Annotated in this window: 13 protein-coding genes and 1 tRNA gene; 10 read left to right on the forward strand and 4 right to left on the reverse strand. The window is 29.3% G+C overall.

Annotated features, from left to right (window positions below):
- The first annotated feature begins 50 nt into the window (after positions 1–50).
- Genes Q0731_RS04590 through Q0731_RS04610 form a run of 5 tightly spaced genes read left to right on the forward strand, consistent with a single transcriptional unit; the run spans position 51 to position 3,946 of the window.
- The gene (locus tag Q0731_RS04590; protein WP_299060528.1) at positions 51–1,079 is read left to right on the forward strand and encodes a bifunctional oligoribonuclease/PAP phosphatase NrnA; all 1,029 of its coding nucleotides are present in this window, start codon (positions 51–53) and stop codon (positions 1,077–1,079) included.
- A complete protein-coding gene (gldI, locus tag Q0731_RS04595) occupies positions 1,069–1,602 on the forward strand; it encodes a gliding motility-associated peptidyl-prolyl isomerase GldI (RefSeq protein WP_299060531.1) in 534 nt (177 codons plus the stop codon). The genes Q0731_RS04590 and gldI overlap by 11 nt, the downstream gene beginning before the upstream one ends.
- 6 nt (positions 1,603–1,608) lie before the next feature.
- Positions 1,609–2,334, forward strand: a complete 726-nt coding sequence (locus tag Q0731_RS04600) for an FKBP-type peptidyl-prolyl cis-trans isomerase (protein ID WP_299060533.1) — start codon at positions 1,609–1,611, stop codon at positions 2,332–2,334.
- 9 nt (positions 2,335–2,343) lie between these two features.
- Positions 2,344–3,384 (forward strand): peptidylprolyl isomerase, encoded by a 1,041-nt coding sequence (locus Q0731_RS04605; RefSeq protein WP_299060535.1) that lies wholly within the window; start codon positions 2,344–2,346, stop codon positions 3,382–3,384.
- 1 nt (position 3,385) lies between these two features.
- Complete coding sequence (locus Q0731_RS04610; RefSeq protein WP_299060538.1) at positions 3,386–3,946, forward strand: phosphatase PAP2 family protein; 561 nt, start codon at positions 3,386–3,388, stop codon at positions 3,944–3,946.
- On the opposite strand, the gene Q0731_RS04615 is transcribed toward Q0731_RS04610, so the two are convergent.
- Positions 3,939–5,936 carry an LTA synthase family protein gene (locus tag Q0731_RS04615; protein ID WP_299060540.1) on the reverse strand — a complete coding sequence of 666 codons (1,998 nt, stop codon included), beginning with the start codon at positions 5,934–5,936 and terminating at the stop codon, positions 3,939–3,941. The genes Q0731_RS04610 and Q0731_RS04615 overlap by 8 nt on opposite strands.
- A 131-nt stretch (positions 5,937–6,067) precedes the next feature.
- On the opposite strand from Q0731_RS04615, the gene pheT reads away from it, so the two are divergent.
- The 3 genes from pheT to Q0731_RS04630 all read left to right on the forward strand — a co-directional run bounded on the left by pheT (position 6,068) and on the right by Q0731_RS04630 (position 9,499).
- Entirely contained in the window at positions 6,068–8,494 is a 2,427-nt protein-coding gene (pheT, locus tag Q0731_RS04620) for a phenylalanine--tRNA ligase subunit beta (RefSeq protein ID WP_299060542.1), read from the forward strand.
- 159 nt (positions 8,495–8,653) lie between these two features.
- Complete coding sequence (gene bshB1 / locus Q0731_RS04625; RefSeq protein WP_299060544.1) at positions 8,654–9,370, forward strand: bacillithiol biosynthesis deacetylase BshB1; 717 nt, start codon at positions 8,654–8,656, stop codon at positions 9,368–9,370.
- A 53-nt stretch (positions 9,371–9,423) separates the two neighbouring features.
- Positions 9,424–9,499, forward strand: a tRNA-His gene (locus Q0731_RS04630).
- A 300-nt stretch (positions 9,500–9,799) separates the two neighbouring features.
- On the opposite strand, the gene uvrA is transcribed toward Q0731_RS04630, so the two are convergent.
- Positions 9,800–12,592, reverse strand: coding sequence for an excinuclease ABC subunit UvrA (gene uvrA / locus Q0731_RS04635; protein ID WP_299060546.1), 2,793 nt, complete (start codon positions 12,590–12,592; stop codon positions 9,800–9,802).
- 218 nt (positions 12,593–12,810) lie between these two features.
- Here uvrA and Q0731_RS04640 point away from each other — a divergent pair, with 218 nt between their 5' ends.
- Positions 12,811–13,395 (forward strand): sigma-70 family RNA polymerase sigma factor, encoded by a 585-nt coding sequence (locus Q0731_RS04640; protein WP_299060548.1) that lies wholly within the window; start codon positions 12,811–12,813, stop codon positions 13,393–13,395.
- Between the two features lie 343 nt (positions 13,396–13,738).
- Here Q0731_RS04640 and nth read toward each other — a convergent pair whose 3' ends face one another.
- Entirely contained in the window at positions 13,739–14,395 is a 657-nt protein-coding gene (gene nth / locus Q0731_RS04645; protein WP_299060550.1) for an endonuclease III, read from the reverse strand.
- A 115-nt stretch (positions 14,396–14,510) separates the two neighbouring features.
- Here nth and bcp point away from each other — a divergent pair, with 115 nt between their 5' ends.
- Entirely contained in the window at positions 14,511–14,963 is a 453-nt protein-coding gene (gene bcp / locus Q0731_RS04650) for a thioredoxin-dependent thiol peroxidase (RefSeq protein ID WP_299060554.1), read from the forward strand.
- 59 nt (positions 14,964–15,022) lie between these two features.
- Here bcp and Q0731_RS04655 read toward each other — a convergent pair whose 3' ends face one another.
- Positions 15,023–17,470: a TonB-dependent receptor gene (locus Q0731_RS04655; protein ID WP_299060556.1), complete on the reverse strand. Its 2,448-nt coding sequence runs from the start codon at positions 17,468–17,470 to the stop codon at positions 15,023–15,025.

A 17,470-nucleotide genomic window follows, 5' to 3' on the forward strand; every position in this document is an offset into this window, starting at 1 on the left:
TCGCGGCGAAATTAAACAAAATTTTTAATAAAAGTGTATATTCGCATCTTATGATTTTAAAAGGTTTTACAGCGTTAAATAACTTTTTGGAAAAACCAAGAAACATAGTTGTTGTTGGGCATAGAAACCCAGATGGAGATGCTATGGGTGCTACATTGGCTTTAAAACACTATTTAGATAAAAAAGGGCATAGTGCAACAGTAGTTGTACCTAATGAATACCCTGCATTTTTACATTGGTTGCCAGGTTCTGAAACCACTTATCGTTTTGATTGGCAAAACACTCAATCTCAAAAAGCAATTAATGCTTCTGAAATTATTTTTCTTTTAGACTTTAATGCATTGCATAGAGTAGGAGATGATATGCAAAATACACTAGAAAAATATCCAAATGATTTTGCAATGATCGATCATCATCAACAACCAGATGATGTAAAATATATGTATTCTGATGTTACTATTTGCTCTACTTGCCAAATGGTATATCAATTTATAGAAATGAATAACGATTTAGATTTAATTGATGCAGCTATTGCAACTTGTTTATATACAGGTATTATGACAGATACTGGTTCTTTTCGTTTTAGAGCAACTACAAGTACAACCCACAGAATTATTGCAAATTTAATTGATAAAGGTGCACAGAATGATAAAATTCATAACAATGTTTATGATGCCAATTCTTACAATAGATTATTATTATTAGGGCAAGCACTAAGTAATTTGCAGATATTACCAAGTTATAATACAGCTTACATCACTTTAACATCCGAAGAAAAAAAACGTTTCGATTTTCAAAAGGGAGATACTGAGGGCATTGTAAATTATGCACTTTCTTTAAAAGGAATTATTTTAGCCGCAATTTTTATTGAAGATAGTGAACAAGGAATTATAAAAATTTCTTTTAGGTCTAAAGGTACTTTTTCTGTAAATAAATTTGCTAGAAATCACTTTAATGGAGGAGGACATGATAATGCTGCAGGAGGAAAATCTAATATTTCTTTGGCAAAAACAGTTACAAATTTTGTTAGCTTATTACCACAATATCAAACAGTATTAGAAACATCTTATGAGAATTAGCATTTTATTTTTTATAGGTATATTGTTGATTGGATGTTATGAAGTAACCCCAAGAAAACCCATCAATCCTAAGAAATCAACTACAATTTTAAAAGAAACAATTAAACAATCTAAAAGATTAAATAAAATTGAAGAAGATTATATTTTAGCACTTATTAAGGCAGACTCTACCAATACTTATCAAGTATCTCCCAATGGATTTTGGTATACCTATATCAACAAAAATGAAGAGAGTACAATAACGCCAAAAGAAGGAGATGTTGTTACTTTTCAATACAATATAACTGATTTACAGGGTGCTGTAATTTATAGTAAGGATTCTTTAGGGATTAAAAAAATGAGTGTAGATAAAGAAGATTTTATTTCTGGCTTACAAAGTGGAATAAAGTTGATGAAAATAGGAGAAACCATTACATTTGTAATTCCATCTTACAATGCTTTTGGTATTTCTGGCGATGGAAAAAAAATAGGAATTAATCAATCAATTAAAAGTACAGTAACATTAATCAATATAAATAATTAAGTAAAAATGAAAGTAATTAAAAGTGTATTAGTAGTTGCAGTTGTTGCATCAATGTTTTCTTGTGGAAACCAAGTAAAAGAAGTAAAAACTTTAGAAACAGAAATAGATTCTGTGAGTTATGCTATTGGTTTAACAATGTCTAGCCAATTAAAAAGTGGTTTTAAAGAAGTAAATGAAGCAGTGCTTTTACAAGCAATTAGAAATGGGTTAGATTCTACTAATTTATTAATAGAGATTAAAGATATTCAGCAAGTAATTAGCCCTTATTTTCAAAAAAAACAAGCTGAGCAAATGAAAGAGCAGCAAGAAAAACAAGCTAAAGAGGCTGAAGCTAATTTTGGAGAAAATAAAAAAGCAGGTGAAGATTTCTTAGCAGCAAATAAATCTAAAGATGGCGTTGTAACTACAGCTAGTGGTTTGCAATACATTGTTTTAAAAGAAGGAAAAGGTAAAAAACCTGCTGGTCCAACAGCTAAAGTTAAAGTACATTATCATGGTACTAATTTAGAAGGTAAAGTTTTTGATAGCTCTGTAGATAGAGGAACACCTGCTGAATTTGGTTTAAACCAAGTAATAAAAGGTTGGACAGAAGGTGTACAGTTAATGAATGTTGGTTCTAAATATAAATTCTTTATTCCACAAGATTTAGCTTATGGAGCACAAAATAAAGGAGCAGATATTAAGCCATTTTCTACATTAATTTTTGAAGTAGAATTGTTAGAAGTTAAATAATTATATTTAATGATAGGTCTAAAATATTTATTATTTCTGGCTATTACAATAACATCTTGTAAATCTGCTAAATATAAAGATTTACAAGATGGTATTTATGCTGATGTACAAACCAATGTTGGAGACATTTTGGTAACCTTACATGCACAAAAAGCACCTTTAACAGTGGCTAACTTTGTTTCTTTAGCAGAAGGTAATCATCCTAAAGTAGCAGGTTCTTTAAAGGGCAAACCTTTTTTTAATGGTATTCTTTTTCATAGAGTTGTTCCCAGTTTTATGATTCAAACAGGTGATCCTACAGGAACAGGAAGAGGAAATGCAGGATATCAATTTGCAGACGAGTTTCCTTTAGATTCTCTTGGTGGCTTAGTTTATAAGCATGATGATAAAGGTATTTTATCAATGGCTAATTCTGGTCCAAAAACAAACTCTAGTCAGTTTTTTATTACCCATAAAGCAACACCTTGGTTAGATAGAAAACACTCTATTTTTGGTAAAGTAACCAAAGGATTAGAAATTGTAGATAGCATTCAAAAAAATGATACCATTAGAAAGGTAGATATTATTAGAATTGGTAAAACTGCCAAAAATTTTGATGCTCCAACTGTTTTTATATCAGAAATTAAGGGGGCAGAGCAAAAGAAAAAGGAGTATGCTAAAAAGTTAGAAAGTATAAAAAAGGCTTTTTTAAAAGATCAAGGTATTGAAAAAGCTATAAAAACCAATTCTGGCCTAAAAATTTTAACATTGAAAGAAGGAAATGGTAAAAAATTTAACAGAGCAATTTCTACAACCATCAATTATAGCATTTCTTTAGCGTCAGGAAAACTAATTCAATCTACAGACAATACCTCAAAACCATTAGTGTTTATATTAGATAAACAACCAATGATTGCTGGTGTTAATGAAGCTCTTTTAGAGATGAGAGTTGGTGATAAAAAAAGACTTTTTATTCCTTATTATTTAGGATATGGAGAACAATCATATGGGCCTTTCCCAGCAAAATCAGATTTAGTATTTGATCTTGAAATTTTAAAAATAGGAAAATAGTTTGTTAGAAAAAATTATACACTTTGATAAAAACCTCTTAATTTTCTTAAATAATTTAGGAAACGAACAATGGGATATTATTTGGTTAACAATTACCAATCAATATTCTTGGACCCCATTATTTGTTTTTATTTTGTTTTTAACATTTAAAACCTTTGGATGGAAACGTGGAGGAATTGTAGTTTTATCTATGATAATATTGGTTGCATTTTCAGATCAGTTTACAAATTTGATTAAAAATACAGTACAACGTTTAAGACCAAATAATGATCCTGAAATAAACCATTTATTAAGAACGCTTATTAACCCTCAGAGTTATAGTTTTACATCTGGTCATGCATCAACATCAACATTTTTTTCAATGTATGTAATATTACTTTTTAAAGATAAATACAAATATATATGGTTTGTTTTATTTTGGCCACTATTGTTTGCTTACAGCAGATTGTATTTAGGCGTCCATTTTCCTATTGATATTTTAGTAGGTATTACAGTTGGTGTAACTTTTGCAAATATTTATTACTTCTTTTTTAAGAAGGTAGATAAAAAAATATTTACTTAATTTTTTTATTGTTAAAGTATAAATATTTTGTTGCATGATAATAGCCACTCAATAAACTATCCATTTTTTTGGCTCTTATTGGATTTTCTTTTTGAATATCTTTTATATCAGAAGTATTTAAGTTAAAAAGACCTGTTGTTTTACTAATCTTAGTTTTTGCATACAATAAGCTGTCTTGAATTAAGCCTGATGCAGGTTCTCCATTAAATTGATAATACACAAATGAAGACGATTTTTTAGGAATGCTATCTAATAAATTATTACCAAGAGTATAATTTGTGTGATTTACTTTCGCCAAATTTGCTAAGGTTGGAAATAAATCGATGAGTTTTCCATTTTTAGCAATCGTTTCACTTTTAACAAAATTTGGCCCATGAATAAAAAAGGGAACATGTTGCAATTCAATATTTAAATCATATTCTATTGTAAAGTTTTCAGTTCTTTTCATTGTTGTATTATGGTCACCAAAAAATGCAAATATGGTATTGTCATAATATCCAGATTTTTTAGCTCTCTCTAAAAATTTACCAATATTAAAATCTAAATATCTTAAAGCATTTAACTGAGCAATAGATTTAAAACCAGATTTATCTAATAAATCATCATTAATTTCAGTGTCCTTTAAAGGAGTAAAACTTCCTTTTTGATCTGGCACAGTAAAAGGCATGTGATTAGATGCTGTTTGAATATAGGCAATAAAAGGTGTATTTTCTTGGGATAATTTTTCTAATTCTTTATTAGATTCTTTAAATAATTCATAATCATCAATTCCCCAAACATCAGCCCTTTTTTCTGTTTGATAACTTCCTTCTTCAAATATTTTTAATCCTTTAATATTCGATTGAAAAACACTTCTAATATTTGCCCAATTGGCACTTCCACCTAAAAAGTATAACTTTTCATAGCCTTTAAATTGATCAAAAATAATTCGTTGATTTTGAATTAATGGGTTTCTAGAAGCTGTTCTAACAGATTCAATATCAGGTAAACCTGTTACACTAGCAAAAACACTTGCTGCTGTTCCAGATTTATGAACATAAAAGTTAGAGAATAATAAACTCTTTTTTATAATAGAATCCATTTTTGGAGTACTATTTATAGGGTTTCCAAAATAACTCATTGGTCTAACACCTACAGATTCCATCATTACAATTACCACATTTGGTTTTTTTGTAAATGTAGTATCAAATACCACTTTTCTTTCAAAAGAAATTTTATCTTTTGGCAGGTTTAAATAATCTGCTATAACAGGGTAATATTTGTTAAACTCCTCCATATCAACCCCTTCGTTTCTAAAGGCAAAACTATCAAAAAAGTATAATACAGGGTTTAGTGAAAATTGATTTACAGCATTTTTTTTAGAAAAAAAGGCTTCACTCCATCTTAGAGGATAATGTGAAATGCTGTTATAAATTCCGTAAGATAAAAGTAAAATTGTACCAATAAAATAAACCGCTTTTAATTTTTTTGTGATGTTATTTTTCTGATTAGAAAACCAAGAATAAACATAATTAATAAATTTGTAAACCAAAAAACAAAGTACTAATAACCCAAAGATACCTTTATAAACAGGATAACTTTCAACTAAAACTTGGCTAGATATTTTTAAGTTGCTCAAAAAACGGAGTGAAGAACCATCTAAACGAATGTTTAAATAATCATAATATCCAAAATCAAAAAGATAAAATAATGTCAACGTTAAATAGGCTAAAATTAAATAGATATTAGCAGTTATTTTATAAATTTTTCTTTGTAAAAAACGATAGTTAACAATTAAAATTAAAATTGCCAACGGAAAAATTGTGATCACAGCCAATTTTATATCAAAACGAATACCAAGTGCAAAAGCTTTTTGTAATTCTTTAGATGAAACTCCCTCTAATTGTGCAAAAAACTGATAAAAAATGATTCTAAATAGAAAAGCAAATACAAATAAAAATAAAAAATTTGTAAAAATGTATTTGATATAATTTGGTATTTTATTGACCATTGTTTGTGTTTAAGTGCACAAAGGTATTTATTTTATAATTATTTAGAATAAACTTTCTTTTTTAAAATGAAAAAGGAGAATAAAAAGTAGATTTTAAGTAAATTTGCAGCTAACAAACCTAGAAAACGAATATGAAAATATCATACAATTGGTTAAAACAATTTTTGCAGGTAGATTGGGAACCTGTTAAAACAGGAGAATTGTTAACCGATTTAGGACTAGAGGTAGAAGGAATTGAAACCAAAGAATCTATAAAAGGAAGCTTAAAAGGCATTGTTGTTGGTAAAGTTTTAACTTGCATACAACACTCAGGTGCAGATCGTTTAAAAGTAACAACTGTAGACTTAGGTTTGGCAGAACCTGTACAAATTGTTTGTGGTGCACCAAATGTGGCAGTAGGTCAAAATGTACCCGTAGCAACAATTGGTACAACTTTATATGATGAAAAAGGAGTGAGTTTTAAGATTAAAAAAGGCAAAATTAGAGGTGTAGAAAGCTATGGAATGATTTGTGCTGAAGACGAATTAGGTTTAGGTAAAGGGCATGAAGGAATTCTTGTTCTAGAAAAAAATCTGAAAGTAGGTACCCCTGTTGCAGAAGTTTTTAAAATAGAAACAGATTACGTTTTTGAAATTGGTCTAACACCAAACAGGTCAGATGCAATGAGCCATTTTGGTGTTGCTAGAGATTTAAAGGCTGGTTTAATGCAGCAAGATGTTAATTTAGAATTGATTTCTCCTTCTGTAAGTGATTTTCATGTAGATGAAAGAACACTTCGCTTTGATGTTGAAGTTGATAAAAAAGAACAAACCCCAAGATATTGTGGAATTTCTATTACAGATATTCAAGTAAAAGATTCGCCAGAATGGATTCAAAATAGATTAAAAGCAATTGGGTTAACACCCAAAAATAATATTGTAGACATTACAAATTATGTATTGCATGAATTAGGACAACCTTTGCACGCATTTGATGCTCAAAAAATAAAAGGGAATAAAATACTTGTAAAAACTTTAAAAGAAGGTACAAAGTTTACCACTTTAGATGAAGTTGAAAGAACATTATCATCAGAAGATATAATGATTTGTGATGCAGATGCTAACCCAATGTGTATTGCAGGTGTTTTTGGTGGAAGTAAATCTGGCGTTACAGAAAATACAACTTCTATATTTTTAGAAAGTGCTTATTTTAATCCTGTTAGTGTTCGTAAAACGGCTAAAAGACATGGTTTAAATACAGATGCTTCTTTCCGTTTTGAACGTGGAATAGATATTAATCTTACAAAATATGCTTTAAAAAGAGCTGCCTTGTTAATTGAAGAATATGCTGGAGGTAAAATGGCATCTGATATTTCTGATTTTTACCCAGAAAAAATTGAAGATTTTCAAGTCTTTTTGTCCTATGAAAGTGCTTATAGACTAATTGGTCAAGAGATTCCTAAAGAAACCATTAAAAATATTTTAGCCTCTTTAGAAATTAAAATTAATAGTGAAACTGAAGGTGGTTTGGGGTTAACAATCCCTTCATACAGAACAGATGTTCAAAGAGAAGCAGATATTATTGAAGAAATTTTAAGAGTGTATGGCTATAATAATATTGAGTTTTCTCATAAATTAAACACCTCTATTTCTTTTGATTCTAATAAAGATACAAAAATTGAAAACATTATTGCAGATCAATTAACTGCTTTAGGTTTCAATGAAACCATGGCAAACTCTTTAACAAAGCCAGAGTATACTTCATTATCAGAAAATATTAATGAAGATGCTAATGTTGAAATGTTAAATCCGTTAAGTAACGATTTAAAAGTAATGCGTCAATCTTTATTATTTAGTGGTCTTGAATCTGTTGGCTATAACATCAACAGAAAAAATACTTCTTTACAGTTTTATGAGTTTGGTAAAACATACCATAAATACAATGAAAAGTATGAAGAACATAAGCATTTAACCCTCTTTGTTACAGGAAATAGAACTAAAGATAGTTGGAGTCTTGTCAATAAAACTACAGATTTCTTTTATTTAAAAGGTGTTATTACTTCTTTATTAGGTAGGTTAGGTATAGACAAAGTAAAATCTACACCAACAAAACAAGATGTTTTTTCTGAAGGAATTTTACTTGGTTTAGGAAAAATGAAATTGGTAGAATTTGGAGTTGTAAAATCTACTATTTTAAAAGAATTCGGAATTAAGCAAGAGGTTTTATTTGCTGATTTTAATTGGGATACAATTTTAAAATTAGTAGGTAATAAAAACATTAAAGTAAGTGAAAATTCTAAATTTCCTGCTGTAAAAAGAGATTTAGCATTATTATTAGATACTAAAGTACCGTTTAATGAAGTATATAATCTTGCATTTCAATCTGAAAAGAAATTATTAAAAGAGGTCGATTTGTTTGATGTGTATGAAGGAGATAAATTACCAGATGGTAAAAAATCGTATGCAGTTAGTTTCTTATTACAAGATGAAACTAAAACCTTAGCAGATAAACAGATTGATAAAATAATGCAGAAATTACAGCAAACTTTTGAGAAAAATTTAGAAGCTGTTTTAAGATAAACTTTTATCAATAATAATAACTAAAAACACTTTCAAAAAATATTTTTGAAAGTGTTTTTTATTTTTAATACTCGTCAAGAAGTAGGAGAGATATCTAATATTTTTCTAACAGATTTTATAAGTAATTAGTAAATTAGCATTTGTAAAATAAGGATATATATGAAGTTAGATATTTTAGCATTTGGTGCACATCCTGATGATGTAGAATTGAGTTGTGGAGCAACAATTGCAAAAGAAGTTTCTTTAGGAAAAAAAGTAGGTATTATAGATTTAACTCGTGGCGAATTAGGAACACGTGGTTCTGCAGATTTAAGAGATATAGAAGCAGCAAATGCCGCTGAAATTTTAGGAGTTTCTGTAAGAGAAAATTTACGTTTTGCAGATGGTTTTTTTATAAATGATAAAAAACATCAGTTAGAAATTATAAAAATAATTCGTAAGTATCAACCAGAAATAGTTTTGTGTAATGCTATTGATGATCGTCATATAGATCACCCAAAAGGTAGTAACTTAGTTTCTGATGCTTGTTTTTTAAGCGGATTACTAAAAATTGAAACAGCAATAGGAGGTAAGCAGCAAGAAAAATGGAGACCAAAACAGGTGTATCATTATATACAATGGAAAAATATTGAACCTAATTTTGCGGTTAATGTCACTGGTTTTATGGATGTTAAAGAAAAAGCTGTATTAGCCTATTCTTCTCAATTTTATGACCCAACTAGTAATGAGCCAGAAACACCAATAACAAGTAAGAATTTTATAGATAGTATTAAGTATAGAGCTAAAGATTTAGGGAGGTTAATTGGAGTAGAGTCTGCAGAAGGCTTTACCTCAGAACGTTATATTGCAGTAAATAATTTAAGTAAATTAATTTAAGATTTTATTTCTAAGAATAGAAAAAAGAATTATATTTGCACCCGAAATTACATGGTGGTTGTAGCTCAGTTGGTTAGAGTATCGGTTTGTGGTACCGAGTGTCGCGGGTTCGAGTCCCGTCTTCCACCCAAAAATAAAGTCCTTCTCTTTTGAGAAGGATTTTTTTGTTACACTATTTTTAAGTGTTTTTCTAGTATCACTATAAAATAAAAATACCATCTAAAAAATTAATTTTTGATGGTATTTAATACAATTTATAAATCCCCCAACTTATGAATTGCAATAAATGCATTTACACACATTTACACTACAAATAAACAATATTATTTGATTGTTAATTTTAATTTTAGATAAACAGTGTTTTTTTGTCGTTGAAATGCATAAAATTGATGTTAAATAAATTAAATTTTAAAAGTAGATGAGAACTATTTAGAAAACTAATTTCTCCGCCAAATATTTAGCGGTGTAAGAATCTTTATTTCGTGCCAATTCTTCTGGAGTTCCCTGAAAAATAAGCTTTCCACCATTTTTACCTCCTTCTAAACCTAAATCGATAATATAATCTGCACATTTAATCAATTCTATGTTGTGTTCTATGACAATTATAGAATGTCCACGTTCTATTAAGGCATTAAAAGAAGCCAATAATTTTTGAATATCATGAAAATGTAGACCAGTGGTTGGTTCATCAAAAATAAATAAAGCTTTGTCTTTGGTATTTCCTTTGACTAAAAAGGATGCTAATTTTATACGTTGTGCCTCTCCACCAGAAAGAGTAGAAGAAGATTGCCCTAACTGAACATAACCTAAACCAACATCTTGTAAAGGTTTTAATTTATTAGCAATTTTTGGTACTAAATTTTCTCCAAAAAACTGAACAGCATCATCAATAGTTAAATTTAAAATATCGTCAATAGATTTTCCATCGAATTTTACTTCTAAAACTTCTTTTTTGAAACGTTTTCCGTTACAAACATCGCATTCTAAATGCACATCTGCCATAAATTGCATTTCTATGGTAACTTCGCCTTCTCCTTTGCAAACTTCACATCTGCCTCCTTCTACATTAAAAGAAAAGTGTTTTGGTTTGTAATTTCTTATCGTTGCTAATTTTTGATTAGAAAACAGTGCCCTTATATCATCATAAGCTTTGATATAAGTTACTGGGTTTGATCGGGAAGAACGTCCAATAGGATTTTGATCGATAAATTCTACGTGTTTTAAAGTGCCAAAATCTCCTTTTACCTCTGTATGTTGTCCAATTTTATCTCCAAAACCATTCAGATTTTTTTGCATTGTTGGGTATAAAATACTTTTTACTAACGTGCTTTTTCCTGAACCAGAAACACCAGTAATAACAGATAAACAATTTAAAGGAAAAGTAACATCTATATTTTTAAGATTGTGTTCTCTTGCACCAATAATTTGTATTTTATTTTTTGATGTTCTACGTTTTGTAGGAACTTCAATTTTTAAATCTTCATTTAAATACTTTGCTGTTAAAGAATCTGATTTTAAAATTTCATCGAAATTTCCTTCAGCAACAACATTTCCTCCAAAAGTACCTGCTTCTGGGCCAATATCTATAATATAATCAGCCTCTCTCATAATATCTTCATCATGTTCTACCACTACAACTGTGTTGCCCAAATCTCGTAAGTTTTTTAAAACACCAATTAAACGTTCTGTATCTTTTGGATGCAAACCAATACTAGGTTCATCTAAAATATACATAGAACCAACCAAAGAACTTCCTAGCGAAGTAGCTAAATTGATACGCTGACTCTCGCCACCAGAGAGTGTGTTAGACGTTCTGTTGATAGTTAAATAATTCAACCCAACATTAGTTAAAAACTGCAATCTATTATTGATTTCTGTGAGTAAACGTTTCCCTATTTTTTTTTGATATGTATCTAATTTTAAATTTTTAAAGAAAATAGCCAATTCATCTAAAGGAAGTGCAACTAAATCAGAGATGCTTTTTTCGTTTATTTTTACAAAATTGGTTTCGTGTCTCAAACGCTTTCCATGACAAGAACTACATTTTGTTTTTCCTCGATAACGAGAAAGCATGACTCTGTTTTGTATTTTGTAACTTTTTTCTTCTAAAACAGTGAAAAAATGATGAATTCCATGAAAACTTTCATTTCCATTCCAAACTAACTGTTGTTGTTCTTCAGAGAGTTCAAACCAAGGTTTGTGAATAGGAATATCAAACTGGTAAGCAACCTCAATTAAACTCTCTTTATAATGAATATAAGAAGGAGTTTTAAAAGGGAAAATACAATCTTCCATAATAGATAAACCAGTGTTAGGTATTACTAAATCCTCATCAATACCAATTACATTTCCATAACCTTCACAGGTTGGGCAAGCTCCATAAGGGTTATTAAAACTGAACAAATGTGTGTTGGGTTCTAAAAAAGACATGCCATCTAAATCGAATTTATTGCTAAATTCAGCCACTTTATTGTCTGTTAAATTTTCAATAAAACAAATGCCTTTCCCTTCAAAAAAAGCAGTCTGAATTGCATCTGCTAATCTGTTGTAAAAATCCTCATCATCTTTGGTAATTATTCTATCAACAACTAAAAGTAAAGGTTCTTTTTTGTACTCCTTTTGTGGAAAATCAGAAATTCTATATACTTTATCATTCCATTTTAAACGAGCATAACCTTGCTGCTCTAATACTTGTAAAACGGTTTTTAAATCTCTATTTTCATCAATAATAACAGGAGCAAGGAGTAAGAGTTTTGTTTTGACGTTAAACTTTTTAACAAATTTAACAACATCAGTAACTGTGTCTTTTTTTACCTCATTTCCAGAAATAGGCGAGTAGGTTTTACCAATTCTGGCATATAATAATTTTATATAGTCGTAAATTTCTGTTGATGTACCTACTGTAGATCTTGGGTTTGTAGAGTTTACCTTTTGTTCTATAGCAATTGCAGGTGCAATTCCTTTTATATAATCTACTTTAGGTTTGTGTAATTTGCCTAAAAACTGGCGTGCATAAGAAGATAAACTTTCTACATAACGTCTTTGACCTTCTGCATACAAGGTGTCAAAAGCCAAAGAAGACTTCCCAGAACCAGAAAGTCCTGTAATTACCACCAATTTATTTCTTGGTATTACTACATCTATGTTTTTTAAATTATGGAGGCTGGCTCCTTTGATTATAATGTTTTCTTTAGGATTTACTTCAGAAATATCGATCTTCATTTATTTAAAAATATAAGTGATAAAAATACCTTTTTTTTACACCAATTTAAAAGAAATATGAATAAAAGATGTTAAATTATTTGTGATATATAAATATATTGTACATATTTGTAAATCATAAACCGCAATAAATTAAACGCATATAGACCAAAACTACTTTTAAATTATTAATTTAATACAAACCAGAAGAGCCACTTGTTCTTCTAAAAGTAGTTATGATGCAAACAAACTCAATTACAGATAGTATTTTAGTAAGCGATTATATAAAAGGAAATGAGTCAGCTTTAGCTGTTTTAATCAAAAGACACAAACAAAGACTTTATAGTTTTATATATAGCAAAGTAAAAGATAGGGATATTACTGAAGATATTTTTCAAGATACTTTTATTAAAGTAATTAGAACCTTAAAAAAAGGTAATTATAATGAAGAGGGTAAGTTTTTACCTTGGGTTATGAGAATTGCTCATAATTTGGTTATTGATCATTTTAGAAAAACAAACAGAATGCCAACTTTTAAAAATACAGATGAATTTGATATTTTTTCTGTAATTGGTGATGGAAATTTAAATGCTGAAAAAAAGATTATACAAGAGCAAATTTACGATAATGTTAGAGAGCTTGTTAATGAGTTGCCAGAAGAGCAAAAAGAAGTTTTGGTAATGCGTATGTATAAAGATATGAGTTTTAAAGAAATAAGCGAAAATACAGGTGTTAGTATTAATACAGCACTGGGCAGAATGCGTTATGCATTGATTAATATGCGTAAATTAATTGAAAAGCATAATATTATTTTAGTAAATTAACAATAAATTAAAAAATGCATCGTTATTAATTTACAATCTAACAAACTAAATTAACTATATGATGCAAATTTACTCTAAAAAGTCCTCAAATTTTAAGAGGCAACCTAAACAAGAAACAATTCAATTTTTGATTAATTTTTCCAAATCGCTAACTTTTGTTAAAACGAAATCAAATAACACCATTGAGTTGAATTTGAATTAAGAGAGGAAAAAGCTTCAACATTGTTGGAGCTTTTTTTTGAGCACAACTTAAGTTATTTAAAAGGAAAGTGTTTCTAATCTTTTTCTATATAAAAATCTCTGTGTAACTGAGTATTTTTCTCTATGAGTCTCTTTGAAACAACTATTTTTTAGTTTTATAGTAGCTATCTAAAACCGTTTTTCTACCCACAGTTTTGGTAATAATATCCTTCTCTAAATTCCAACCTCTTGCAGGTGAATACTCTCTACCATACCAAATAATTTGTAAGTGTAAATCGTTCCAGTTTTCTTTTGGAAACAAACGTTTTGCATCTTTTTCAGTTTGTGCAACACTTTTTCCGTTACTTAAATTCCAACGAAACATTAAACGTTGTATATGTGTATCTACAGGAAAAGCAGGTACACCAAAAGCCTGACTCATAACAACACTTGCTGTTTTATGACCAACTGCTGGTAACTCTTCTAGACCTTCAAAAGATTGTGGTACTTCGCCATTGTATTTTTCAATTAAAATTTTAGATAATCCGTAAATTCCTTTGCTTTTCATGGGTGATAATCCACAAGGACGAATAATTTCTTTAATTTCATCTACAGACATTTTCACCATATCAAAAGGATTATCCGCTTTAGCGAATAACAAAGGCGTAATTTTATTAACACGAACATCTGTGCATTGAGCAGATAACAAAACAGCAATTAACAACGTATAAGGATCTTTATGATCTAAAGGAATAGGGATTTCTGGGTATAATTCATCTAGTTTATCGATTACAAATTGTACTTTTTCTTTTTTGGTCATACTTTTAATTAGAAAGTTTCAGAGTTGGCAAGTTACAAAGTTAAAATAGAATTAAAATTTATTTTATCATCAAAAAAAAACTTTTCGAGGTTGTATATTTACAAAAATTAACAATATGACATCATTAAAAATAGGAGATAATGCTCCACAATTTGAAGCAAAAGACAATGCAGGTAACATTGTAAAATTATCTGATTATGTAGGTAAAAAATTAGTATTATTCTTTTATCCAAAGGCAAGTACACCAGGTTGTACAAATGAAGCGTGTGATTTACGTGACAATTACCAGTCTTTTTTAGCAAAAGGATATGCTATTTTAGGAGCCAGTGCAGATTCTGCCAAAAGACAACAAAATTGGATTGACAAACACGGACTTCCTTTTCCTTTATTAGCAGATGAAGATAAAGTTGTTATCAACGCTTTTAATGTTTGGGGACCTAAGAAATTTATGGGGAAAGAATATGATGGAATTCACAGAACTACCTTTGTAATTGATGAAAAAGGAGTTATTGAAGACATTATTTTAAAGGTTAAAACAAAAGCACATGCAGCCCAAATTTTGGGATAATTTTTTGTTTTAGCAAAATGTAATAGAAACGAGTTGATTAAAATCAGCTCGTTTTTCTATTAAAATTTCATACCAACTTTAAAGTTTAAAACTCTCCCTGTCATAAAATTAGGAATTCCGAATTGCGTTTTAGTATCAACATCTCTAACCCAAGTATTGGTAATTGAATTTTGAATATCAAACATATTAAATAGCTCTAAACCTGCACTTAATTCTTTAAATTTAGAAAGCCAACCAGTTTTGTATTGTTTAGTTGCATCAGCAAAAACATAAGAAACTCCTAGATCTGCACGTTTATAGTCTCTTAAACGCTCTTGATATAAATAAACATCAGCATAAGAAGGAGAACCTCCAGGAAGACCTGTATTATATACCAAGTTTAAATAGGCTTTTAAATTTGGTAAATTAGGTACGTAATCTTGAAAAAGGATTCCAAATTTTACACGCTGGTCAGAAGGTCTGGCAATATAACCTCTATCATTTATGTTTTCTTCTGTTTTTAAATATCCAACACTTACCCAACTATCACTACCAGGTACAAACTCTCCATTTAAACGCAGATCTAAACCATAAGCATAAGCAACAGCATCATTATCTGCTCTATATCTAATTCTAACATTGTCTACAGTATAACTGTTTACGTTGGTTAAATCTTTGTAATATAATTCTGTGGTTAATTTAAAAGGTCTTTCCCACATATCAAAACTATAATCCATACCAGTTACATAATGGATTGATTGCTGTGCTTTTAAATCTACATTTACCAATCCATCTGCATTTCTTAGTTCTCTGTATGATGGAGGTTGAGAATACCAACCACCAGAAAGTCTAAACAACATATCTTTATCCCAATTTGGTTTGATGGCAAATTGAGCTCTTGGGCTAACAATAGTTTGGTTTTTAGATTCAATTCCGTTTCCAGTAACATTCCAATTTTGAGCTCTTACGCCTAAATTGTAAAAAATTTCATGTTCATTCCAAAAAGAACGTTGGTTGAATTGCACATAACCAGAAATACGACTAATTTGTACTTCATTGTCTTCTCTAATATTTTGAAACGTTTCAATTTCTTCATTAAAAGGTTGGTAAGGTTGTTGGTTACCAACACTATTTGGTGGTCTGATTGAAAAGCCTAAAGAATCTATTACTTCCCATTCTCTGATACGATCTCTAATATCTTCTTTTTGATATTTAACACCAAAATCTATTTGGTGTTTTGCTTTTTTATAAGTTCCTTTTACTTGAGCATTGGTAATTAGTGCATCTAAATCATTACGAGCATGATTTAATTGAGAACCAATACCTTGAGTAAAATCTACTTCGCCAAAGTTTTCAGAACCAATATTAGTATCTACTTCACCTAAACGATATGCCGCAGAAATATCAAAATATTCTTCTTCTTGAGTATTATATCTAGAGAGCGTTGTTGTGAGTGATAAATTATCATTTATTTTATATTGAGAAGAAAGTGCTCCAAAAATAGTTAAATAGTTGTTTTGTTCTTGGCCGCTATAAAATACAGTTAATTCTAAAGGATCTGCAACAGTACCAAAACGAGTTCTTCTAGATATTGGCTCATAATTGTATTGGTTTGAAGAAAAGTTTCCTAAAAAATTAAATGTTAATTTATCTGAAGCCTTGTAAGACAAAAAGGTTTGAAAATCTATAAAAACAGGTCTGAAATTAACTTCAATTTGTTTACTATTTACAAATAGGCTGTTATCTCTATATCTAAAACTACTAATTGAGGTTAGTTTATCACCTAATAAAGGTGCTTCAAAAGTAACACTTGCCCCTAAAAAACTTAGATCTACAGTGGTTGCAATTTCTGTAGGATTTCTATAGGTAATATCTAAAACAGATGACAGTTTATCTCCATATTTTGCTTGAAAACCACCTGCAGAAAAATTGATGTTTTGTACCATGTTTGGGTTTATAAAACTTAAACCTTCTTGTTGGCCAGATCTTATTAAAAAGGGTCTGTATATTTCAATACCGTTTACATAAACTAGGTTTTCATCAAAATTACCACCTCTAACATTGTACTGAGTACTTAATTCATTATTATTACTTACACCAGGCAAGGTCATTAAAATGTTTTCTACACCAGCATTTGTACCAATTACATTTTTAACAACAGCGACATCTATTTTCTGAATTCCCTGTGCATTTTTTAAGTTATCTTTAATTATTACTTCTTTTAATTCTTCTGTTTTTGATGTTAAAATAACAGAAAAACGTTCTCCATTTCTATTAGTAGCAGTATATTTTTTTGTATAAGTTCTATGAGATAAATGGCTAAAAACCAACGTAATTTCTTCTTTAAAAGGAACTCTAATTGAATATCTACCATTTTCATCAGTAGTAGTACCTGTATTGTTATATTTTATAGAAACTTTTTCTATAGGCTGTTTGTTTTTATCTCTAACAGTCCCTTTTAAAATAGTTGTTTTTTGGGCAAAAGTAAAAATTGGGAGCAATAATAAAAATAGAAAGGCTTTTTTCAC

The organism is uncultured Polaribacter sp., from assembly GCF_947497695.1.
GTDB lineage: Bacteria > Bacteroidota > Bacteroidia > Flavobacteriales > Flavobacteriaceae > Polaribacter.